The sequence below is a fragment of the uncultured Idiomarina sp. genome (assembly GCF_964010655.1).
In the GTDB taxonomy this organism is placed as follows: domain Bacteria; phylum Pseudomonadota; class Gammaproteobacteria; order Enterobacterales; family Alteromonadaceae; genus Idiomarina; species Idiomarina baltica.
On the sequence record NZ_CAXGLS010000041.1, the window covers coordinates 1 to 21,508 of the forward strand.

At 47.3% G+C, this 21,508-nt stretch carries 17 protein-coding genes and 1 pseudogene; 8 read left to right on the forward strand and 10 right to left on the reverse strand.

What is annotated here, in order from left to right; all coding sequences use genetic code 11:
* Window positions 1-693: pseudogene (locus ABNS04_RS09905) on the forward strand (lysine 2,3-aminomutase); the annotation flags it as partial.
* An 18-nt stretch (window positions 694-711) separates the two neighbouring features.
* On the opposite strand, the gene kdsB reads toward ABNS04_RS09905, so the two are convergent.
* The 5 genes from kdsB to ABNS04_RS09930 are packed head-to-tail and all read right to left on the reverse strand — an operon-like array spanning window position 712 to window position 6,725.
* The gene (gene kdsB / locus ABNS04_RS09910; RefSeq protein WP_006955526.1) at window positions 712-1,470 is read right to left on the reverse strand and encodes a 3-deoxy-manno-octulosonate cytidylyltransferase; all 759 of its coding nucleotides are present in this window, start codon (window positions 1,468-1,470) and stop codon (window positions 712-714) included.
* Window positions 1,467-1,664 carry a Trm112 family protein gene (locus tag ABNS04_RS09915; protein ID WP_006955527.1) on the reverse strand — a complete coding sequence of 66 codons (198 nt, stop codon included), beginning with the start codon at window positions 1,662-1,664 and terminating at the stop codon, window positions 1,467-1,469. The genes kdsB and ABNS04_RS09915 overlap by 4 nt, the downstream gene beginning before the upstream one ends.
* 9 nt (window positions 1,665-1,673) lie before the next feature.
* Entirely contained in the window at window positions 1,674-2,654 is a 981-nt protein-coding gene (lpxK, locus tag ABNS04_RS09920) for a tetraacyldisaccharide 4'-kinase (protein WP_272978023.1), read from the reverse strand.
* The gene (gene msbA / locus ABNS04_RS09925; protein ID WP_006955529.1) at window positions 2,655-4,403 is read right to left on the reverse strand and encodes a lipid A export permease/ATP-binding protein MsbA; all 1,749 of its coding nucleotides are present in this window, start codon (window positions 4,401-4,403) and stop codon (window positions 2,655-2,657) included. It lies immediately after the preceding gene.
* 48 nt (window positions 4,404-4,451) lie between these two features.
* Complete coding sequence (locus ABNS04_RS09930) at window positions 4,452-6,725, reverse strand: DNA internalization-related competence protein ComEC/Rec2 (protein WP_272978022.1); 2,274 nt, start codon at window positions 6,723-6,725, stop codon at window positions 4,452-4,454.
* A gap of 87 nt (window positions 6,726-6,812) precedes the next feature.
* Between ABNS04_RS09930 and ABNS04_RS09935 the strand changes: the two genes are divergently transcribed.
* Window positions 6,813-7,337 carry a DUF2062 domain-containing protein gene (locus tag ABNS04_RS09935; RefSeq protein WP_040487877.1) on the forward strand — a complete coding sequence of 175 codons (525 nt, stop codon included), beginning with the start codon at window positions 6,813-6,815 and terminating at the stop codon, window positions 7,335-7,337.
* Here the strand turns inward: ABNS04_RS09935 and ABNS04_RS09940 are convergent.
* The 3 genes from ABNS04_RS09940 to ABNS04_RS09950 are packed head-to-tail and all read right to left on the reverse strand — an operon-like array spanning window position 7,334 to window position 10,465.
* A complete protein-coding gene (locus tag ABNS04_RS09940; RefSeq protein ID WP_272978021.1) occupies window positions 7,334-8,560 on the reverse strand; it encodes a lipoprotein-releasing ABC transporter permease subunit in 1,227 nt (408 codons plus the stop codon). The genes ABNS04_RS09935 and ABNS04_RS09940 overlap by 4 nt on opposite strands.
* Window positions 8,560-9,249, reverse strand: a complete 690-nt coding sequence (gene lolD / locus ABNS04_RS09945; protein ID WP_006955533.1) for a lipoprotein-releasing ABC transporter ATP-binding protein LolD — start codon at window positions 9,247-9,249, stop codon at window positions 8,560-8,562. Before lolD ends, ABNS04_RS09940 begins: the two co-directional genes overlap by 1 nt.
* Window positions 9,242-10,465 (reverse strand): lipoprotein-releasing ABC transporter permease subunit, encoded by a 1,224-nt coding sequence (locus ABNS04_RS09950; RefSeq protein ID WP_286681908.1) that lies wholly within the window; start codon window positions 10,463-10,465, stop codon window positions 9,242-9,244. Before ABNS04_RS09950 ends, lolD begins: the two co-directional genes overlap by 8 nt.
* Window positions 10,466-10,550: 85 nt before the next feature.
* Here ABNS04_RS09950 and ABNS04_RS09955 point away from each other — a divergent pair, with 85 nt between their 5' ends.
* The 5 genes from ABNS04_RS09955 to ABNS04_RS09975 all read left to right on the forward strand — a co-directional run bounded on the left by ABNS04_RS09955 (window position 10,551) and on the right by ABNS04_RS09975 (window position 18,079).
* Window positions 10,551-11,168 (forward strand): PilZ domain-containing protein, encoded by a 618-nt coding sequence (locus ABNS04_RS09955; RefSeq protein ID WP_272978020.1) that lies wholly within the window; start codon window positions 10,551-10,553, stop codon window positions 11,166-11,168.
* Between the two features lie 63 nt (window positions 11,169-11,231).
* Window positions 11,232-14,711: a transcription-repair coupling factor gene (mfd, locus tag ABNS04_RS09960; RefSeq protein ID WP_272978019.1), complete on the forward strand. Its 3,480-nt coding sequence runs from the start codon at window positions 11,232-11,234 to the stop codon at window positions 14,709-14,711.
* Between the two features lie 16 nt (window positions 14,712-14,727).
* Complete coding sequence (locus ABNS04_RS09965; RefSeq protein WP_006955537.1) at window positions 14,728-15,834, forward strand: CsiV family protein; 1,107 nt, start codon at window positions 14,728-14,730, stop codon at window positions 15,832-15,834.
* Between the two features lie 29 nt (window positions 15,835-15,863).
* On the forward strand, window positions 15,864-16,349 hold the full coding sequence (locus tag ABNS04_RS09970; RefSeq protein ID WP_006955538.1) for a MarR family transcriptional regulator: 486 nt from the start codon (window positions 15,864-15,866) through the stop codon (window positions 16,347-16,349).
* On the forward strand, window positions 16,346-18,079 hold the full coding sequence (locus tag ABNS04_RS09975) for an ExeM/NucH family extracellular endonuclease (protein ID WP_272978018.1): 1,734 nt from the start codon (window positions 16,346-16,348) through the stop codon (window positions 18,077-18,079). Before ABNS04_RS09970 ends, ABNS04_RS09975 begins: the two co-directional genes overlap by 4 nt.
* On the opposite strand, the gene ABNS04_RS09980 is transcribed toward ABNS04_RS09975, so the two are convergent.
* Window positions 18,076-19,068 (reverse strand): hypothetical protein, encoded by a 993-nt coding sequence (locus ABNS04_RS09980; protein WP_272978017.1) that lies wholly within the window; start codon window positions 19,066-19,068, stop codon window positions 18,076-18,078. The genes ABNS04_RS09975 and ABNS04_RS09980 overlap by 4 nt on opposite strands.
* 100 nt (window positions 19,069-19,168) lie before the next feature.
* Here ABNS04_RS09980 and msrB point away from each other — a divergent pair, with 100 nt between their 5' ends.
* Window positions 19,169-20,251 carry a peptide-methionine (R)-S-oxide reductase MsrB gene (gene msrB, locus ABNS04_RS09985; protein ID WP_272978027.1) on the forward strand — a complete coding sequence of 361 codons (1,083 nt, stop codon included), beginning with the start codon at window positions 19,169-19,171 and terminating at the stop codon, window positions 20,249-20,251.
* Between the two features lie 5 nt (window positions 20,252-20,256).
* On the opposite strand, the gene ABNS04_RS09990 is transcribed toward msrB, so the two are convergent.
* Window positions 20,257-21,508 (reverse strand): asparagine synthase C-terminal domain-containing protein (locus ABNS04_RS09990; RefSeq protein ID WP_348671408.1); only part of this gene is annotated, 1,252 nt, incomplete at its 5' end.

Genomic DNA, 21,508 nt, shown 5'->3' on the forward strand with positions numbered 1-21,508 from the left:
CTACTGCAGCCTGAGTTCGACCATATTAAAACGATTCGTATTGGCACCAAAGCGCTAACATTTTGGCCTTATCGCTTCATTACGGACCCCGACGCTGATGAATTAATGCGTTTGCTTGAGAAGCTTGTGCGTGGGGGGAAACATGTCTCCATTATGGCGCATTTGAACCATCACAACGAATTACGCACCGAAGTCTGCGAAGAAGCAATTCGTCGTTTACGTGCCACAGGCGCACAAATACGCTGTCAGGCGCCTTTATTACGCCACATTAATGACGACCCTAAAGTATGGGCGGATATGTGGGAGCGCGAAGTTCAGCTCGGCATGATCCCCTATTATATGTTTGTCGAACGTGACACAGGCGCTAAACGTTACTTTGAAGTGCCGCTTGAGCGTACATGGGAAGTATTCCAACAGGCTTATCAACAAGTATCGGGTATTGCGCGCACAGTTCGAGGTCCATCGATGAGTGCAGGTCCTGGTAAAGTTGAGGTACAAGGTGTGACTGAAGTGGCAGGCGAAAAAGTCTTCGCATTACGCTTCATTCAAGGCCGTAATCCAGACTGGGTACAGCGTCCATTCTTTGCTAAATATGACCCAAACGCAACTTGGTTACATCAATTGAAACCGGCCTTTGGTGAGGACAAGTTCTTTTTCGAAGATGAGTATGCGCAGATGGCAGCGATGGACTAACCATCGCTGCCACGCGCTTTATTTTATACGCTGGCGGGCTTGTTCTAAGTCCTCTGGCGTATCAATCCCTGCGGCTGGGGGCATAATGGCCTCAGCAACATGAATTTTCTCGCCATGCCACAGGACGCGTAATTGCTCTAACGATTCAATCCGCTCAAGCGGACTCTCATTCCAAGCTACATAGCGTTTAATAAAGTCCGCACGATAGGCATAAATGCCGATATGTCGCATGTAACCATCGACCTGTTCAGGCTGCTGATCGTTCAATGACTTAAATTGTTCACGGTTATAAGGAATAGGCGCTCGACTGAAATAAAGCGCGTATCCTGCCGAGTCACATACCACCTTTACTGCATTCGGGTTGAACACTTCATCGGAGGTCGCCATCGGCACTGCTAATGTCGCCATCGGTGCAACACGTTGATTCGCCAAGTTATCAGCCACTTGCCGGATAATTTCAGGCGGAATAAAAGGCTCATCACCTTGGACATTAACCACGACTTGATCTTCGGACAAAGCCAACTGCTCTACGACCTCAGCCAGCCGTTCTGTACCCGATTGATGCTCGCTCGAGGTCAGCATACTGCGTCCACCAAAACGTTCCACTTCGTCAGCAATACGCTGGTCATCTGTAGCAATAATCACTTCAGCCGCACCACTTTGCAAAGCGCGCTCATAAACATGTTGAATCATCGGCTTGCCGCCAATATCGGCTAGAGGTTTACCTGGTAAACGGCTCGATGGATAACGCGCAGGAATAATTACAGTAAAACTCATAAAGGTACCTGCTCCATCTCATCCGAACTCAACGTTTTAGCCTTTTCGCTCATAAGCACAGGGATGCCCTCTTCCAGCTCAAATGCTAATTGTTCGCCTCGACAAACGAGCCACTGCTTGGCCTCATGCCACACTAACTTGCCTTTACAGCTAGGGCAGGCAATTATGTTCAGTAAACCTTTATCAAAACTCACGGTTAAACCTCATTTATGAATATGCCGAATTGCCTCAAGCAAATCAGCCTTAAATTTATCAGGAAATTGTGCAGATATCGGTTGATAGTACCAATTATCTGTCGCCATGCCACGACACTTCGCGGCATCTTTCTGAGTCATCAGTAGCGTTTTATCTTTGAACGCCTGCAAATCGTCGGCTGTAAACCGGTAATGATCAGGAAACGCTTGCGTACTGGCAAGCTCGATGCCTTGATGACGTAAACTAGTAAAAAATCGCTCTGGATTACCAATGCCGGCCAACGCGTAAAGTGCTCCATGTTCTGGCAGCTCAACCACTTCGTCATCAATGACACGTCGCCAAGCCTGTGCTTTCACCTCGCCAACATAGTGAGCAAACGGGTGTTGAGCATAGAGTGACAATACCCAACGCGCTCCACGCAAACGCCAAGGTCCTTCTCTCAATGGACCTGTTGGTAACAGCCAACCATTACCTAGACCTCGCTCAGCATCGACCAAAATTACTTCTAAGTCACGACCTAGCGCATAGTGTTGCATACCATCATCGCTAATAACGAAATCAATGTTCGGATGTTCGGCTAAAAGGTGTTTAGTCGCGTCGGCGCGGTTGGGGCTAATAACCACAGGTACACCGGTAATCTGACGTAACATCAGCGGTTCATCCCCCGCCAACTCAGCAGTATCGTCGACCGCGACATGATGCGGACTTTGAGCTTTAGCACCGTAACCTCGACTCACGATGCCCGGTGTGTAGCCCTCAGATTTAAGCATATCAACTAAAGCCACGACCGTTGGTGTTTTGCCGGTACCGCCCACACTAATGTTGCCGACCACAAGCACGGGTACAGGCGCCTTAAATGACCGTATCACTCCCATACGATAAAACGAACGTCGCAAATTGGTCAGCAGCCAAAACAGCAGCGACAGTGGCGTAAGAAGATACAATAACGGGTGTAAGCGTTTGCGATACCATTGTCGCTCGAGCCACATCTAATTAACTCCACTAAATTGCAGATTATGTAGCTGGTAATAAGGTCCCTCGTTCGCTAATAACGACTGATGATCCCCACGCTCGACAATATGCCCGTTATCCATAACTAATATTTCATCGGCATTCTCAATCGTGGATAAACGATGTGCTATTACAATTGAAGTTCGATTGGTACGTAACACGCCCAATGCTTTTTGAATATGACGCTCAGACTCTGTATCAAGCGCTGACGTCGCCTCATCGAGTATCAAAATAGGTGCATCCTGCAGTAACGCACGCGCGATAGCGATACGTTGGCGTTGTCCACCTGATAGCATGACGCCGTTTTCGCCCACCATGGTGTCTAAGCCGTGACTCATATTGTCGGTAAACTCGGTGACGTAAGCTTGCTCTGCGGCCTTAATAATATCTTCTCGCGAAACATTCTTTGATGTTCCGTAGGCAATATTATTGGCAATAGTATCGTTAAAGAGTGTGACATGCTGCGAAACTAACGCAATCTGACGACGTAAACATTTTAAACGGTAATCTTGTATGTTCCGCCCATCAATCGTCACTTCGCCGTTAGTTACGTCATAAAAGCGAGTTAATAGATTTGAAATCGTTGATTTGCCGCTCCCCGAGCGCCCTACTAAAGCGAGGGTCTTACCTTCTCCCACCGCAAAGCTGATATCGTCCAAAGCGGGGTCTTCGTGTTCATTATAGCGAAACGTCACATGATTAAACTCAATATCACCTTTAACTCGTTCCACCATATGTGTGCCCTTGTCAACTTCAATGGGCTGGTCGAGAATCTCGAATACACTTGAGGCGGCCGCTAAGCCGCGCTGAAAATCACTATTCACGTTACTCAACTGTTTCAATGGTCGCAGCAACATAATCATTGATGTCAATAACGTGGTAAACGCACCCGCCGATAAGTTTTCCAACATCTCGGGAAAACTGGCGATAACGAGGACCATCGCCAAGCTCAACGACGCAATAAACTGGATCACCGATGTGCTGATCGCGCGCGTGCTCACCAGTTTCATGTTTTGGTTACGAGTGATGTTGTTGATTTCGCCAAAGCGTTTTGACTCGAGCTTTTGACCTTCATGCATGACCACAACTTTGTGCCCGTTGATCATTTGTTCGGCAGTGGTCGTGACGTTCCCCATCGCAGTCTGAATACGCCCACTGACAACACGAAAACGTTTCGATACTACTCCGACAAATTTAGCAATGACGGGCCCAATCACCAAGAAAACCAAGCTAAGCTGCCAGCTTTGATAAAACATCAAACACAACAAACCGACTACAAATCCGCCATCACGGATTAAGATCAGTAAAGCACGACTGCTTGCTTCGGCCACCTGTTGGGTGTCGTAAGTGATTTTAGATATCAAGTCACCCGTAGAATGGTTGTCATGAAACGCCACCGGTAGCTTCATGAGGTGCTCAAACAGTTGCTGACGCATGCGTGTTACCACTTTAAAACCCACCCAGCTTAAGAAATAGGTAGAAATGAAGTTGAATAACCCGCGCACAATAAAAAACACCGGCACGAATACGGCCCCCCACAGCAAGACACTTGAGTCTTGTTGAGTCAAACCTTCGTCTATGAGTGTTTCAATTTGTGAGAAAAAGAGAGTATCGACGCCTGCGTAGCCCAACATACCGATGATAGCGACGATAAAGGCAGATTTGTAAGGCTTTATATAAGATGCGAGCCGCTTAAGTGAGCTCGTTTGTTCCTTGTTAGAATCCATGCAATGCCATTAGTTTCTGAAAATCCCAGCTATTTTATCTGCTTTATATCACGGTTGGCTAGTCGAACTGTAGGACTTTGCATTCGTTTTGTCGAATAACGCGGGTGTTTTCAAGCGCCACACACGGTCTTTGATAGCAATCGATAACTGCCCCCAATCTGCCGTCGTCGCCCATTGACTGCCGAAATCTAGCGCTCTTTGTTGAGTATACATATCAGGCATTCCATAGGCGTTGGAACGTCCGACACTGACTAAAGTCACGTCAGGCTGAGTCGCCTCAAGTAGCAACGACCCTAACGAAAAAGCACTGCCATGATGCGGTGCCACCAGTATTTCAACAGGCCCAACTAATTGCTCTTCAACCATCATACGCTCTTCGGAAAAACCGATGTCGCCCGTTATTAGCCAGTCAATGGCACCATAGCTAAATTGGTAAACACACGACGTCGCGTTACTATTTTTAACATCGACCCGGTTTGGCCACAGTACCTTCCAAGAAATACCGCGCCAGCGTCCGCGCTGCCCAACTTGACACGGCTGCTGAGTCATCGTGCCAAACCATTGCGCATTGGGTAGCCGCGTTTGTGCTAAACGCCAGTCGCCACTGTGATCTGAATCACTGTGGGTAATAGAAACCCGTTCTACCGTCAAGCCACGTTGCTTAAGAAAGGGTTCAATCACTGACTCAAAGTGACCACGTCCACGATAGAACCTTCGTCCCAAATCGATAAGCCAAGCCTTATTTTGCCGTTCAATGACCAGCGCCTGCGCTTGACCGACATCCAACACATGAAACATAACATCCGCTTTTTGCCCTCGTTCTAAGAAATAATAACCGCTTGCAATAGCCGCCAACACAGCACTTCCTATCGAGAAATACCGCGGTAGCCAATACGGCAACAGCAGCGCCAGCGCGAATAACCAAAAAATCGTGCCAGTGACTGTCGGTAATGTGCTCGAAAACCATACTAGCGGCACATCAGCAAGCGTTGTTAGTAATGGCTGAATCGCTATTAACGGCTGTTCGGCTAGCCACCAGAGATTCGCTGCAAAACTATCTGACCAACACATCGCTGCTATTGCGCCCAGAAGCGTTAAGGGAAGCACCCAGATAGCAATAATAGGCACAACGAATAGATTGGAAAACGGTGCAATCAATGACACGCCGTCAAACAACGCTAGCGACATCGGCCCCATCAGGGTTAAGAATAATAATTGCAGGTAGAAGGTCTGCCAGATACGTGTTACCCACGATGCAGATGGCTTATTTCGCCAACTCCACTGGCACAATAAAATGACGGTGACAGCTAAAATTGAAAACCAAAAACCAATATCGTGCCAACTACCCGGATCGCTTACGACCAAGATAATCGCGGCATACCAAAGCCTTTTCCATGAGCGGGTCGTTAAACCGAGCCATCGCTGCCCCCAAAAAAGCAACAACATAAGCCATGCGCGTTGTGCTGAAATAGCAAAGCCAGCTAATGCGGTGTATATAAGTGCACCCAACAACGCAATAACTGCAGCGACTGGGTTCAAGACTAAACGCTCTCGGTTACGCAGTAAGAATCCACGGTGAGGAAATACCGATAGACACTGCCTAATCAATAAAAAAACAAGTCCCGCAACCAAACTGATATGTAACCCAGAAATCGCCATGAGATGTTGCAAACCATGACGTTGCCAAACCACGCGTTGCGCCTGCGGGATGTCACCTCTATAACCGATTGCTAACGCTTGCAGTAAGCCGCGAAACTCAAGATCAGCGTGTTGAAACGAATCGTAGATACGCCAACGGAGGGATGGCGCTACCTGATTTAGTTTCATAGCGCGCACGTAACCTTGCTTTGCGAGCTGCTTAGCCCACAGGTAGCGCGCCGGTCGTTCACCTCCCTGATTCCAATATGTGGTTGGATTTTTTAAATTGATTTCGGCGCTATAACGCTGCCCAGGTGCTAATTGATACCTCTTCGTGTCGCCATACCAATATAATTGCACCCGGCATTGACAGTCCTCGACGAGGACGCGTCCCGCAAACGAGACTCGGGACAATTCGGCAACAAAGCGACTTCTCTCATCACCGTGGTAATCAACTTGCTCTATTTTTAAGTGAGCCAACACCCACTCGCGGTCCGGCAGTTGGCTCTGTTGCTCAGCCAGGTTTGATACAAAATAAGTTCCTGACAGTATTCCTATAAGAAGTAAAATAAAATGGACAAGAAATCGTCGAAAGTGGGAACAAAACGGTACAAGGCAACTCACCACTACAATCACGAATGCGACTAGCCACGTTTCGATTAAGTGAGTAGAATACAGCGCCATTACTGTTCCGGCGAGCAAAGTTAACGAGCTGTATCCCATTCGGTGTTTCCAGTTCAGTCGCACAATTAGATGTAAACGGGAATTGCAATGGCAAGACGCATGATCAAAAAATGGATGCCGAATCATGAAAAAATTCGCCAAACACGCGCACTGAGGGTATTTGGTTCATTATTGCATGATGCTAACTTGTGGCACTTAAATCGCCGCTCTGCCTCGGGTGCGTTTGCGGTGGGGTTATTTTGTGCATTTATCCCGGTTCCGTTTCAAATGCTTCTAGCCGCAGCAGGCGCCATTATGTTTCGGGTCAACCTGCCGCTGTCAGTTGGCTTAGTCTGGGTATCTAACCCCATTACCATGCCACCCCTGTTTTATTTCTGCTACGAAGTTGGTCGCGTGGTCCTTTCTGCACCCGCGCATCCTTTTAATTTTGAATTAAGTTGGGACTGGCTTATCTATAGTATCGAGACCATCGGTCCCGCATTTTTACTCGGCTGTTTTATAATGGGCACGCTAACAAGTTTGGTGAGTTACATTACCATTCGTGTTATGTGGCGTGTATCCGTTGTGCGCGCCTGGGAGGCGCGCCAACATCGTGGTAAACAGCGCAATTAATGATGTTCATGTAATGCTTGCGCAGGTTCTATTTGTGTTGCTCGCCACGCAGGATAAAGTGTGGCAATCGCACTCATCGTAATTGCGACACAACACACCAGCACGACATCAATCCAACGCCATACAGACGGTACTTCACTGACGAAGTATACGTCGTCGGATAAAACCTGAAAGTGTAATGCTTGCTCCAGTAGAAGAATGATTTGCGGTAACGCAGAAGCCAATGCAACGCCCCATAGGCTCCCCCAAAATGCACCTTTCAATCCACTCAACGTGCCTTGCCAAAAGAACGTAGCAACAATACGACGGTTATCTAATCCCATTGTTTTCAACATTGCGATCTGCGGTCGCTTCTTTGTCACTGTCATGACTAATGTGGAAACAATATTAAAGCATGCAACCGCCATCACGAGTACGAGAACCAAGTAAATCACCGTGCGAACGAGCTCAATATCACGGTAGAGGTGTCCCTGCGTACGCATCCAGTGATCGACATACACCAACTCGGGTAACTGATTACCCACTGAATTCGCCACCTGAGACGCTTGAAAAACGTCAGTTACTTTTAATTCTACCGTCGAGACACCGTGTTTAATTTCACCAATAACGCGAGCCGTATCAAGACTGACATAGCCCATTTGATGATCGAGTTCACCACCGAACTCAAATAGTCCGACGACTTTCAAACGGTGACGTTGCGGCGAACGAAACTGTTGACTACTTTTATCGGCAACCAACAGTTCTAATGTATCACCCACCTCAACACCGTAAGTGTGCGCAATACCCTGACCCAACACGATGGTGTTGAGTTGATTGAGTTGCGCTCGCGCACCCTCAGTAAAAAACTCAGTGGCACTCGGATGAGGACCATTAGGTGCGATACCCTCTAACATGATTCCTTTGAACTGATCACCCGAACGAAGCATCGCAGTTTGTTTGATCACCGGATAAGCCTCAGCGACTCGGCTATCACGTTTGGCGATTTTGACGATACGTGCCCAGTTATCAAAGGTGCCTTCTACTTTGGTAAATGAAGCATGAGGAACCGCTTTAAGTAACTTCTGTTCTAACACGTTCTCAAAGCCATTCATCATTGACAGGCTCGCTATCAACACAGCACAACCGAGCACAATGCCCACCGTCGATGATGAAGCAATAAAGGCGAATAAACCTGAACGACTGCGGCGTTCAGAAAAGCGTTGAGCTAATTTAAATGTAAGCATTAAATCGTATCCACAGCAGTTAAACAGCCATCATGGAGTCGATAAACCGAGCCTATCCGCTCAGCAAGCGCCATATCATGCGTAACAATAATAAATGCCGTACCAAATTCTTTATTCATTTCAAGAATCAACTCAAACACTGACTCTGCCGTTTGCCCATCCAAATTACCCGTTGGCTCATCCGCAACCACAAGTTTGGGCTTATTGGCGAATGCGCGAGCGATCGCCACTCGCTGTCGTTCACCACCAGACAACTGCGCGGGACGGTGATGCATTCGTTCGGATAAACCCACTCGTTCAAGTAAAAGCTGCGCTCGCTCAGTTGCAATGCTCTCAGTCTCACCCGAGATACGGAGCGGCATCGCAACATTCTCCAATGCGTCAAACTCTGGTAACAAGTGATGAAACTGATACACAAAGCCAATATTTTGGTTTCTAAGCTGCGCCTTTTGTGAGCCCGTTAACTGTGTAATTTCAGCATCCTCAAAATACACCTCACCGGATGATGGAACATCTAAGCCGGCCAATATATGAAGCAATGTACTTTTACCAGAACCTGAACTGCCAACTATTGCCATCACCTCGCCATGTTTAACTTCAAGGTTAACGTGCTTCAACACTGTTACCTGGTTATCACCATCTCGGAAAGTCTTGTTCACATTGTGGGCTGTGATCAAATCATTAGTCATATCTTAACGCCTCGGAAGGTTCAGTTTGTGCCGCTTTGGCTGCTGGGTAGAAAGCGGCAACAAGGGCGAGTATCAGTGCGAAAAAAGCGATGAAGCAGACCTGCGTCCACTCAAATTGAACGGGGAGCTGTTGTCCTAAACCGGCAACAAAATGCGTTCCCAGTGTTTGCAAAATAGGGTTAATAAACAGCGCCAAAAGGATACCTAGCAACAACCCTACCGAGGTACCCACAACCCCTATGTAACAGCCCTGAATAAGAAATACTCGACGCACTTGAGCCTGAGTTAAGCCAATGGTTTGTAAAATTGCGATATCATGGCGTTTATCATCAATCACCATCGCCAACGCCGACAGTGTATTAAATGCGGCAACAGCAATGATCAGTGCGAGCATCAACCACATCATACGTTTTTCCATACCGACCGCATCAAACAGTTGACCATAACGTTGTCGCCAATCCGTCACGGACAATGTGCTATTCGAACGAATGATTGAAGCAACTTTCGGCGCATTGAAGGCATCATTGAGCTGGAGCTGAACTTGCTTTTGTGCTGCACGGGGATCACGAATTAAACGGGCTACATCATCAATGTTTGCAACCGCTAAGTGCTTGTCTAAGTCAGATTGCATTGCAAAAACCCCCACTAGTCGAAAAGTTCGCTGTGAGGGGAGCATACCGAGTGGACTATAGACGGCCCCCTTCGATGAGACGATACGTACCTTATCACCAATCGCTAACTTCAGTTGATTCGCAAGCGTTTGACCTAAAATAATATTGTATTCACCCGTTGCAAGTCGACTCCACTGTCCCGCTATTAATGCCTGCTCGAGCGCTGTCGGAATCGTGCGATGAGCCGAATCACCGGTGTCAAAACCTTGTAACGTCACGACGGCAAGATTACCCGGCACTTGCACAAGCGCTTCGGTAGACACATAAGGAGAAACCGACTGCAACGCGCCTTTTGGCAGTTTTTCGGTTACATCATCAAGCTCAGCAAGCACATGATCGCCGTAGAGCTGAACGTGGGGGACACCGCCTAGAATTCTTTGTTTAAGCTCATTCTCAAAGCCATTCATTACGGACATCACGACAACCAACGCCATCACTCCGACAGCGATTCCGCCTAATGCGAATCGTTGAATAAACCGGGTGAACGCCGAGTACGCTTTTGTTCGGCTATATCTCAACGCAATAGAAAGTGTAATTGACCGCAAACGACGCCCTTGAAATGATGGTTGCTTATTAGGAAAGCTCAAGGATAATGAGTTGTTAGCAGCCTGACAACTTTGCGAGACAAAAATGCAGCCAAATCAGTCTATTAATTTACGTCCTATTGGCGACTATTTTACTGTAGCTGATAGCTTACCTGTGCAACTGACGCCCGTAGCTGTGGACTCTGTTCCTTCTGAACAGGCACTTCATTCGGAGATCCCGGAGCTTTTTAAGCTTTGCTCAGAGCTTGCTGGGAGTGATCAGTCGGCACTCCAGCGAGTGCGTTCAGAAAACCCGAACTCTCCTGCGCTCGTTGATGCCTTAGCACTCATCAACCAGAGAATGGGAATGATGCTCGGATATTTATTGAGTCAAACACACGGTAACGAGTATGCACTTACCGCTCATGAATTTGGTGGCGGTGGGTTTCGTGTCAATTCTGACACGAGATGGACTGTGGGCGATACTTTTCAGGCTAATTTAATATTTCGCGAGGAGTCGCTGGCTATCTATTGCTATGTCGAGTGCACTGAGTCTGAAACAATATCCGATGACAACTATCAAGCGACCTTCCAATTTGCTCAGATTAGGGAGCAGGACCATGAACACGTAATACGTCATAGCTTGCATAGCCAGACTCGTCACCTCAAAGCGCGAGCAGAGCAACGCAAACAGTCGAGCAAATCAGAAAACTCCGAGCGATAACATCCAAATTGCTGGTGATTTAAGTATAATGCAACACAGAATTGTAGTTAACATTAGGTTGTCATGACTAAAGTTTCGGTTTTTAATCCCCCTTACACAGACTCGCCCCAGAAAGACATCAGTTGGACCGATCTCAACGGAAGCTCGCCTGCATTGGCGCTAGCAAAAGTCATAGATAGAACGCCTGGGCGGGTACTTGTCGTGACCGCCGATGCAAATCAAGCGCACCGGCTGGAACAAGAAGTTCGCTATTTCGCAGGTGAGCATACAGATTATCATGATGATATTACCGTTTTCCCAGACTGGGAAACGCTACCTTATGATACCTTTTCACCACATCAAGACATCATTTCCGAACGTCTGAGCGTGCTTGCCCGTCTCCCACAAGCCCGTCGTGGCGCGTTAATTGTTAGTTTAAACACGCTGTTACAACGTATCGCCCCAGTCGAGTTTGTACAAAGTCAGTCGCTCAACCTCACCGTCAACCAACAACTTGATGCCCTTGCGTTGCGCGAGCAACTTGAGCGTAATGGGTATCGTGCAGTTGAGCAAGTCATGGAACACGGTGAGTTTAGTAGTCGTGGCTCAATCTTAGACCTGTTTCCGATGGGCAGTACAACCCCCTATCGGATTGATTTCTTTGACAACGAAATTGATAGCATCCGTCCGTTTGATCCTGAAACACAACGCTCTTTGACACCGGTTGAATCCGTCAAACTCCTCCCGGCTCATGAGTTTCCGTTAACGAAGGCGGGTATAGAGCATTTCCGTTCAGCCTTTAGAGAGCGTTTCGAAATAAGTAATGAGCGCGAATCACTTTACCAGCAAGTAAGTAAAGGCCAAACGCCAGGTGGCATTGAATACTACCTACCGTTGTTTTTTGAACACACGGCGACATTATTTGATTACCTACCTAACGACGCATTGCTCGTTACCTTTGGCGATATTCAAGGCACTCTTGAGAAGCTCTGGATCGATATAAATCATCGTTATGAGCAACGACGCTACGATCAGCAGAAGCCGTTATTACATCCAAACGAAATATTCATGTTGGCGGAGCAGGTTCATAGCCGCTTTAAGCAAATGCGTCGCATTCGGGCCGCAATTCCAAGCGGTAAGCCAACACCCGGTGCGGTGTCCTTCAATACTGCACCTGTGACAGACATCGCTGCGGAACATCAAAATAAGCAACCCTTTGCCAAGCTTAAGGAGTTAATCAGCACTGCGATAGATCAGGGGCAACGTTTGCTATTCGTCACCGAGTCCGCCGGACGAAAAGAAGCACTGCACGATATACTTGGGCGCATTGGTTACCCTGCACCGAGTGTTGCTCACTTCAGTGACTTTGAACAATCCAATGAACCGCTGGCACTCACAGTCGGCCCCGTCATTAATTCGGTTCATTTAAAATCAGAAAATATCTATCTAATTACCGAAACCGAGTTGATGGGCAATCGTGTTTCACAACGACGTCGACGTGAACAAAAACCGACGCAAAGCTCCGACGCGCTTATTCGCAACTTAGCCGAACTCAAAATTGGACAACCTGTGGTTCACATAGACCACGGTGTGGGTCGCTATCAAGGCCTAACAACTCTCGACGCGGGCAACGTCACCACTGAATTTGTCACTATCGAATACGCTCAACAATCAAAGCTGTATGTACCCGTGGCAAGCCTGGATGTATTGAGTCGTTATAGCGGGGGGGAGGAGAACCATGCCCCACTGCATAAACTTGGAAACGACAGTTGGGAGAAAGCCAAAAAACGAGCCGCTGAGAAGATCCGCGATGTAGCGGCGGAATTACTTGATGTTTATGCAAAACGAGCGTCGAACGAAGGATATGGCTTTACCATTGATGCAGACGACTACCAGCGTTTTGCGGATAGTTTTCCATTTGAAGAAACCACCGATCAGCTGACCGCAATTAATGCGGTAGTGCAGGATATGGCAGCGCCCCACCCGATGGACCGTCTGGTTTGTGGCGATGTAGGCTTTGGTAAAACGGAAGTCGCGATGCGTGCCGCTTTTATTGCTGTAAACGACAGTCGTCAGGTGATGGTTTTGGTGCCTACAACTTTGTTAGCTCAACAACATTACGACAACTTTAAAGACAGATTTGCCGACTGGCCCGTGCGCATAGAGGTGCTATCACGCTTTAAGACCGCTAAGCAGTCAAAGCAAATTATTGCCGATACTGAAAGCGGTCAAGTCGATATTTTGATTGGTACTCATAAGCTATTACAGGGCGACATCAACGCGAAAGCGCTTGGCTTATTGATCGTCGATGAAGAGCACCGCTTTGGTGTTCGTCAGAAGGAAGCGATAAAAAGATTACGTGCTAACGTCGATATATTAACATTAACGGCCACGCCGATTCCCCGAACACTGAATATGGCGATGAACAACATTCGTGATTTATCCATCATCGCAACCCCTCCCGCGCGGCGTTTAGCAGTTAAGACCTTTGTTAGAGAACACGACAATGCCACTATTCGCGAAGCAATCTTACGGGAAACGTTGCGGGGCGGACAGGTATACTTTCTACACAACAATGTAGACACCATTGAAAAAACGGCAAGAGAAATAGAAGCGCTTGTTCCCGAGGCAAGCGTCACAGTTGCTCATGGACAAATGCGGGAGCGTGAACTTGAACGCATCATGAGCGACTTTTATCATCAACGTTTTAATGTGTTGGTTTGTACGACCATCATAGAAACCGGCATCGACGTGCCGTCGGCTAATACCATTATCATTGATCGCGCAGACCATCTTGGTCTAGCTCAGTTACATCAGCTAAGGGGACGTGTGGGGCGCTCTCACCACCAAGCGTATGCCTATTTATTAACGCCTCACCCAAAACGAATGACAAAAGACGCCCTAAAACGGCTTGAGGCTATCGCACAACTAGAAGATCTAGGTGCCGGATTCATGCTTGCGACACACGATCTCGAAATTCGTGGTGCGGGCGAATTACTGGGTGATGACCAAAGCGGTCAAATAGAGAGTATTGGCTTTACACTCTACACTGATATGTTAGAGCAAGCTGTAGAATCTCTTAAGAATGGTCAGGAACCAACGCTTGAGGGGTTAACCCGAAACCGAGCAGAAATTGATTTGCGTATTCCCGCTTTGTTACCTGATGACTATATTGCCGATGTTAATATTCGCTTGAACATTTATAAGCGTATTGCTGGTTGCAATAATGATGAACAACTCGAGGATATTCAGGTTGAGCTTATCGATCGGTTTGGCTTGTTACCCCAAGCTAGCAAAAACTTAATCGCACAAACACGCATACGCAACCACTCAGAAGCGTTAGGAATACGTAAAATTGATATGGGTAATCAAGGCGGTACGATAGAGTTTGGTGAAACAACTAAGGTGAAGCCGGAGACCATTATCGGACTCATCCAAAAATGTCCGAATCATTATCGCCTCGAGGGACCGACGAAACTCAGAGTCACTCAGTCGATTGAGGATACTCAAAGCCGCTTAGAACTGATACAGTCGCTTTTAGATGAGCTTGCTAGTGATAAATAGATCTGAGGAAAACAACATGAAGTGTAAGGGGCTAGTTTTTGGGTTACTGACGCTGAGCAGTCTATTCGCTTTACCCAAAGCACAAGCCAAGCAGGACCCTGAATACTGGCGCTGGTTTGAAGTTGAAGTGTTGCTATTCAAACACACAGTTGAGCAAGATATCAGTGAACAGTTTCCGCTTCATCTTGAACCAATTGATACTTCCAATGCAAACGACTTGATTGCACAAGTGGTCAATGCAAATCACCACAACTTGCGAGCCAATTTACCACTTTGTGAACTTGCAGAGCACAACTGGCAATGGAATGCCCTGCCCTGTAGTTATGAGGACGAACGTCTTAGCATCGAAATAAATGGTAGTCCTTTCAACCGTCCGAGCAAACTCTCACAGCTCGTCAAACTTCCTGTTCATTTTTTTGGCCCTGAAAAAGATATCAAAGATGCCCGCAGTCCTTTTTTAGTCCCTAAAAGCCACTGGGTGCTGAATGAAACCGAGCAAACGCTGGAGCAGCGCGGCTTAGCACAGCCCTTGCTGCACCTAGCTTGGCGACAACCTGTGTTTGGTCGTGATGATGGTTACAAGTTTCATCTTTACGGCGGTAAAAACTTTGCTGATCGATATCAGTTTAACGGCTTTATGAAACCTCAAGATTCAGTCAAGTTCGCTCCTAGCACCGTTCGTAACGAACTTGACCCGCTCTCTCAACGGATGCAGAACATAGAGCAATTATTCGACATTCTCGCAAAGGGGCAACACCGTTTTGGTGCAAATGAGGACGGACAGTCCCTCGCACCGTTGCAAACTGAACCCAATAGTAAGCCGGTGTGGGAACTCGATGGCACACTTCATATCTTTCTAGTGGGCAATTATTTACATATCAAAGGCGATTTTAATCTTCGTGAGGAAGTTTTCATCGCTCCGCCGAATGGCGATCTTGCCGCACAAGCGTCAACATTGCTGACCTCAACGCAGGATAAAACTGAGGAAGAGCGATTTTTGCGTAGCTACCGCTTTGACCAGTTACGTCGGGTGATTAGTCACGAAACACACTACTTTGATCACCCCAAATTGGGTATGATTGTACAAATACGTCGTACCGATTTATCTGCGCGACGCTATTAGACCACCGGTTTCAACTTTTAGGAGCGACAATGGAAAAGTATGAAGAGCTTTTACTCGCGTTACGTAAAGTCATTCGAGCCATTGATCTGCACTCCAAACAACTCAACAAATACTCGGGATTAACCGCGCCACAGTTACTCATTCTACGTGAAATTGTTGCTCGGGATGGTATTACCGCAAGTGAAGTCGCGCAAAATATCACGTTAAGCCCGGCAACGGTCTCAAATGTTATTGAGCGAATGGAGCATCGCGGTTTAATCTATCGTCGACGTAGCAACACCGATAAACGTCGAGTGTTGATGTACATTACCGAGCAAGGTCAATCGCTACTGGCTCAAGCGCCACAACCCTTACAGGAAGACTTTATTGAGAGGTTTCAAGCACTTGATGAGTGGGAGCAATCCTTGCTGCTATCATCAATGCAACGAATTGCGACCATGATGGATGCTGAGCGGCTTGACGCAGCCCCCGTCTTGGAAGTAGGTAGTTATCACAAAATGGACAAGCATTCATGAATAAACTTTTTATCGCCATGGCTGTGCTACTCAATGCCACAGCCGCCTATGCTCAAGACTGTGGTGAAAAGCAAGCCGAGATTACCCCGATATCCACTATTCAAGGTGAGGAATGGCAATCTCCTCTAGTTGGGCAGAACGTAACCACTTCGGGAACAGTCACAGGAAAATGGACGGCTAACGATCAGCTGGCTGGATTTTTCATACAAAGCACAGAGCCCGATAACAACCCGAGAACATCTGAAGGTTTATTTGTTAGCTCAACAACCCAACAACCTTTTTCAGAAGGCGATTTTGTGGTTGTTACAGGACAGGTGACAGAAGCCAACGAACAAACACGTCTCGTTGACGTGACTTCGCTTTCGGCATGCCCTCAAGCACGCCCGCTACCCGCGCCCGTTGAAGTTAAGTTGCCTTTTGAAAGTAATGAACAACGCGAGCAACTGGAGAATATGTTAGTTACATTAGTCGCCGAAAGTGGGCAAGAACTAACAATCTCCGGTCATTATCAATTACCACGTCATGGCTACTTTGACGTATCCAGTGGTCGTTTGTTTACACCATCACAAATTGTTGAGCCAGGCGCTGACGCACGCGAGCAAATGCGCATCAACCAATTGAATCGTGTTCAAGTAGACGATAACAGTGATGTAGAACCCAACACACTTCCGTTTGAACAGCTGACGAGCTCAGCGCAAAACTCAATGCGCAGCGGAACAACGATGATGCCGATTGTTGGCATTCTTACAGAGTTTCGTGGTAGAGCACGCATTCAGCCTACGGAAGCCGTAGTCGCAAAACATATTAGCGAGCCAGAGACACCCAAGGCAAAGAATGAGTATCTACGAATCTCAAGCTTTAATGTGCTGAACCTGTTCAATGGCGATGGTGACAAAAATGGTTTCCCGACCGAACGCGGTGCGAAAAGCTTCGATGCGTATCAACGCCAACAAGCTAAAATTGTCTCAGCGCTGGTCGACATTGACGCCGATGTGTTTGGCTTAATGGAGGTTGAGAATGACGGTTACGGCTCCGACAGTGCAATTGTACAGCTCGTTAATCAGTTAAATGAGGCACAAGATAGCCCGTATGTTATCGCCGAGCCAAGAGCTCAACGATTAGGTGACGATCAAATTGCTGTCGGTCTCATTTACAATCGTAATCGCGTTAAACCGATTGGTCATGCGCATACAATAACTCAAGGTCCTTTCCGCTCAGGTAGCCGACCACCTTTAGCGCAAGTGTTGGAGGACAAGCAATCCGGGCAGCAATTTACCGTTATCGTAAACCACTTCAAGTCGAAAGGTGGATGCCCTGACAATGGACCTAACGCCAACCAAAATGATGGTCAATATTGCTGGAATCAGCAACGCCTTGACTCAGCCGCGGCGCTAATCGAGTGGGTCAAGCAAAATGCATTCCCAGCACCTGTGCTATTAGGGGACTTCAACGCCTACTACAAAGAAGATCCGGTACAGTACATAGCGAACCATGGTTTTAGTAACGTCTCGCGCGCCGACGAATACTCTTATGTATTTGATAGTCAAGCCGGTGCGCTAGACCACGTGTTTATTGATCAGGGTTTGACCGATAGCGTTAAAAATGTCCAACATATTCATTATAATAGTGATGAACCCACGGTATTTAGCTACCAAGATACCGAGTACTTCAAGGTGGGACCCTATCGCTCATCGGATCACGATCCAGTGTTTATCGATGTTGAGTTCTAATGCTGCTTGTTACCAAACCTGAGCTCAAACTCAATACCTAGCATCCAGTGGCCTCGACGGGTTTCATAACGTTCCTCTCGAGGCCAATGGTGCCCCACCCATGTCTCCATCAACAGCCACGACTTGTATATTCGGCGCCTATCAAGTACCCGAATACCATAACCCGTTACCGTAACAGGCGCTTCGTTTTCTCCTTCGGACCAAATTTCTGTTGCATAGGCATGATCATTACCTGTTAAAAAATAGACCGTTGCCGATGAGCCCCACCGCACACCCTGCGTCTCTTGAGCAAAGGTCCCGATCGCGGACCATTTAGCGACAACATGTGTTGTTAATTGAGTTTCGGTATCGATACGTTGTGCAACACCAAAACCATCACTATCGCGCCAAAATACTGAGGATTCCCAGCGCATTAAACTGATATCTGACAAAATGCTATCAACCCGATAGCGAGCACGCGCATAGGTATCAAGCTTAATACCGCCCCGCACCCCAACACTGTAGGTCAACCGGTGTGCTTCGTTTACTTGACGGCTAAAACCTAGCCCAATAAGCCACTCATCATCTGTATTTGGAGAGTTGATCACTGAAGGCTTACCCACGTCCTGCTGGTCTAAAAACTCACCCTCGTCGACTTGGCCTAAAAAAGCCGAGAAATCTTTTTTTGCGTGTGGCAGCTGAAATCGGGCACGAAATCGTGAATCGACTTCAAACTTATGGTAACCCGACCACTGCGGCGCGACTGTTAAGCGTCCATAAGTTTCATGTTCACCACTGTTCATGCCTCGGTCAGCAAAAAAACTATCAACCCAGCGAGCGCTGGACTCAACGGAGGTCTCTAAACCATATCTAAACTGCTCAAGCCAACCATCTGAGGTATTTTCTTGAGACACCGAACTCGAGTCATTCGCATCTGATTGCGCCTGTGCAAGGGAAGGTGCTGTCCATAGCACGAGCATAAAAATTCCACTCACATAAATCTTTTTCATCCCAACTGACCTATATTGTTATTAGAAGCAGTAATGCAGGAGGCTTTTTATGTCCAAATATATATTCATCATGCTCGCTGTTCTTTTCACTCACTTGAGCATGGCACAAAATGAAATCAACGAAAAGCAATCTCACGAGCAAATAGCGACTTTTGCTGGCGGCTGCTTTTGGTGTGTTGAGGAAGCATTTGAGCAAATGAACGGCGTTCGAGAGGTCATTTCAGGTTTTAGCGGTGGAACAGAGCTCAACCCGACCTACCAGGAAGTTTCCGCAGGTAAAACAGGTCACACTGAGAGTGTACAAGTCTATTATGATCCTAACATTGTTTCATACGCCGCCCTTTTGCAAAAATTCTGGCGTATCATTGACCCCACGGATAATAAAGGTCAATTTGTCGATCGTGGTCAGCAGTACCGTCCAGAAATTTTTTACCACACCGATCAACAACGTAAAATTGCTCAGCAAACCAAACAATATCTAGCCGAACACGGACCATTCAAAAAGCCTATTGTCGTGCCAATAACACGGTTTAAGTCCTTCTATCCCGCCGAGGACTATCATCAAAATTATTATGATAAAAATCCGATCCGCTACAAAGTCTATACGTTTAATTCAGGACGTTATGACTTCATCGAGAAGTTCTGGGGAGATACCTCAGATATCGATTATCAACAGTACACCAATCAAAATCCCAATGGAGTCAATCAATCGGATGCAGCGCAAGCACGTTGGAAAAGTTACAGCAAACCGAGTGATGAAGTGTTGCAGCAAAAGTTAACTGACACTCAGTTTGAGGTAACACAAGAGGATGGTACTGAGGAGCCATTCAATAACGCTTATTGGGATAACAAGCGCCCCGGCATTTACGTTGATATTCTAAGTGGTGAGCCCTTATTTTCATCTACAGATAAATACAAATCGGGTACCGGTTGGCCCAGCTTTACCCAGCCGATCACATCCGATGCGGTGGTGGAAAAAGAGGATAACAGCTGGTTTTACACACGCACAGAAATTCGCAGCCGCTATGGTAATAATCACATTGGTCACGTTTTCAGCGATGGTCCAAAACCAACGGGGTTACGCTATTGCATGAACTCAGCTGCTCTAGAGTTTATCCCTTTAGATGAAATGAAAGAACATGGTTACGGCGATTACATAAAGTATGTAACCGCCGATAACTAGAACGGTTAAGCGTGCCAGCCGAGTTCTTGAGCACGCTGTTGAGCTTGCTTTGGAACATCGGTTGCGACGAAGTGATGATGTAACACTTGTACACCGAGCATATGGTTGATAACTGCATCAAGCTGTACTTGCTCTTCAGCGGTGACATCACTTGAGCTGTGACGCGCAAACACGGCTTGTACCGCATCAAAATCGAGTAAGCCCGCATCCTTTACCGCTTGCTCACTCAAAAACTCCTCCGCTAAACGTTCTACTGCTTTCCATTTTTCGGGATCGGTATGCGCAGGTGGCGCCATAAATGCAAACTTTTCGCGTTTATAGAGCGTTTCCGGCAACAAGCCTTTCATCGCTTCACGCAATACATATTTCTCCTTGTTACCTTTTATGCGTAAATGCGGAGGCACCGTAAAGGCGTATTCTGCTAAGTGATGATCGAGAAACGCAGGTCGCGCTTCCATCGAGTTAGCCATATCCACGCGGTCCCCGCCCCATGTTAGAATTTGCCCCTCTAACATGGTTTTAATCCACACGTACTGTGCGCGATCAAGTGGATGGCGCCCGGTCAGGTAGGCTTCATCTAATGTGTCTGCAATCGCCTGACCCGGGTCGTAGTCCTTAAGTTGCTGTTGCAGACTTTTGTTAATTAGTGGTTTAGCGACGCTACTACAAGACAGCCAAGGTTGCACACAACTCGGCGTAAAGCCCACTTTTTGGTTTAACGCATCGCTGCTGAATTCTTCTCGAGCCAGCATTGCACCTTTAAACAACTGATTATTTTTTTCCAGTAGCTTTTGCCACTCGAGGCGCTCAATTTCGGGTAGATGATCGAGACCATGTAAAAACATATCCTTGCGAAACGCTGGGTAGCCAGCAAACAGTTCATCGGAGCCTTCGCCTGTCATAACGACTTTATAGCCCGCCTCATGCACTTCCTGACTCATCAAGTACTTAGCGACACCCAGCGTGTTGTAGATCGTCCGCTCGGTGTGCCATAGGGTTTTTACAAAATGGTCGTACAAATCATTCGCCTTGAGCGCCATAATGTGATGGTCAGCGTCAGTCGCCTCGGCCATTTCACGCGCAATGGGCGTCTCGTCATAGTCGTCCGAATCAAATCCAATGGTGAACGCCTTAACTGAGGTTTGGGTCGATGCCGATGCAAGACCCAAGATCGAGCATGAGTCGATGCCTCCCGAGAGATAGCAGCCTACGGGTACATCAGCGGTCATACGATGCTGTACCGCCTCTAAGAGCTTT

Bases quoted from the DNA above. Each gene is read 5' to 3' on its own strand.
- msbA (WP_006955529.1), bottom strand. From the start codon at position 4,403: ATGGATTCTAACAAGGAACAAACGAGCTCACTTAAGCGGCTCGCATCT.
- ABNS04_RS09955 (WP_272978020.1), top strand. From the start codon at position 10,551: ATGCAGCCAAATCAGTCTATTAATTTACGTCCTATTGGCGACTATTTT.
- ABNS04_RS09980 (WP_272978017.1), bottom strand. From the start codon at position 19,068: ATGAAAAAGATTTATGTGAGTGGAATTTTTATGCTCGTGCTATGGACA.
- kdsB (WP_006955526.1), bottom strand. From the start codon at position 1,470: ATGAGTTTTACTGTAATTATTCCTGCGCGTTATCCATCGAGCCGTTTA.
- mfd (WP_272978019.1), top strand. From the start codon at position 11,232: ATGACTAAAGTTTCGGTTTTTAATCCCCCTTACACAGACTCGCCCCAG.
- msrB (WP_272978027.1), top strand. From the start codon at position 19,169: ATGGCACAAAATGAAATCAACGAAAAGCAATCTCACGAGCAAATAGCG.
- ABNS04_RS09935 (WP_040487877.1), top strand. From the start codon at position 6,813: ATGGCAAGACGCATGATCAAAAAATGGATGCCGAATCATGAAAAAATT.
- ABNS04_RS09970 (WP_006955538.1), top strand. From the start codon at position 15,864: ATGGAAAAGTATGAAGAGCTTTTACTCGCGTTACGTAAAGTCATTCGA.
- lolD (WP_006955533.1), bottom strand. From the start codon at position 9,249: ATGACTAATGATTTGATCACAGCCCACAATGTGAACAAGACTTTCCGA.
- lpxK (WP_272978023.1), bottom strand. From the start codon at position 2,654: ATGTGGCTCGAGCGACAATGGTATCGCAAACGCTTACACCCGTTATTG.
- ABNS04_RS09975 (WP_272978018.1), top strand. From the start codon at position 16,346: ATGAATAAACTTTTTATCGCCATGGCTGTGCTACTCAATGCCACAGCC.
- ABNS04_RS09965 (WP_006955537.1), top strand. From the start codon at position 14,728: ATGAAGTGTAAGGGGCTAGTTTTTGGGTTACTGACGCTGAGCAGTCTA.
- ABNS04_RS09930 (WP_272978022.1), bottom strand. From the start codon at position 6,725: ATGGCGCTGTATTCTACTCACTTAATCGAAACGTGGCTAGTCGCATTC.
- ABNS04_RS09940 (WP_272978021.1), bottom strand. From the start codon at position 8,560: ATGCTTACATTTAAATTAGCTCAACGCTTTTCTGAACGCCGCAGTCGT.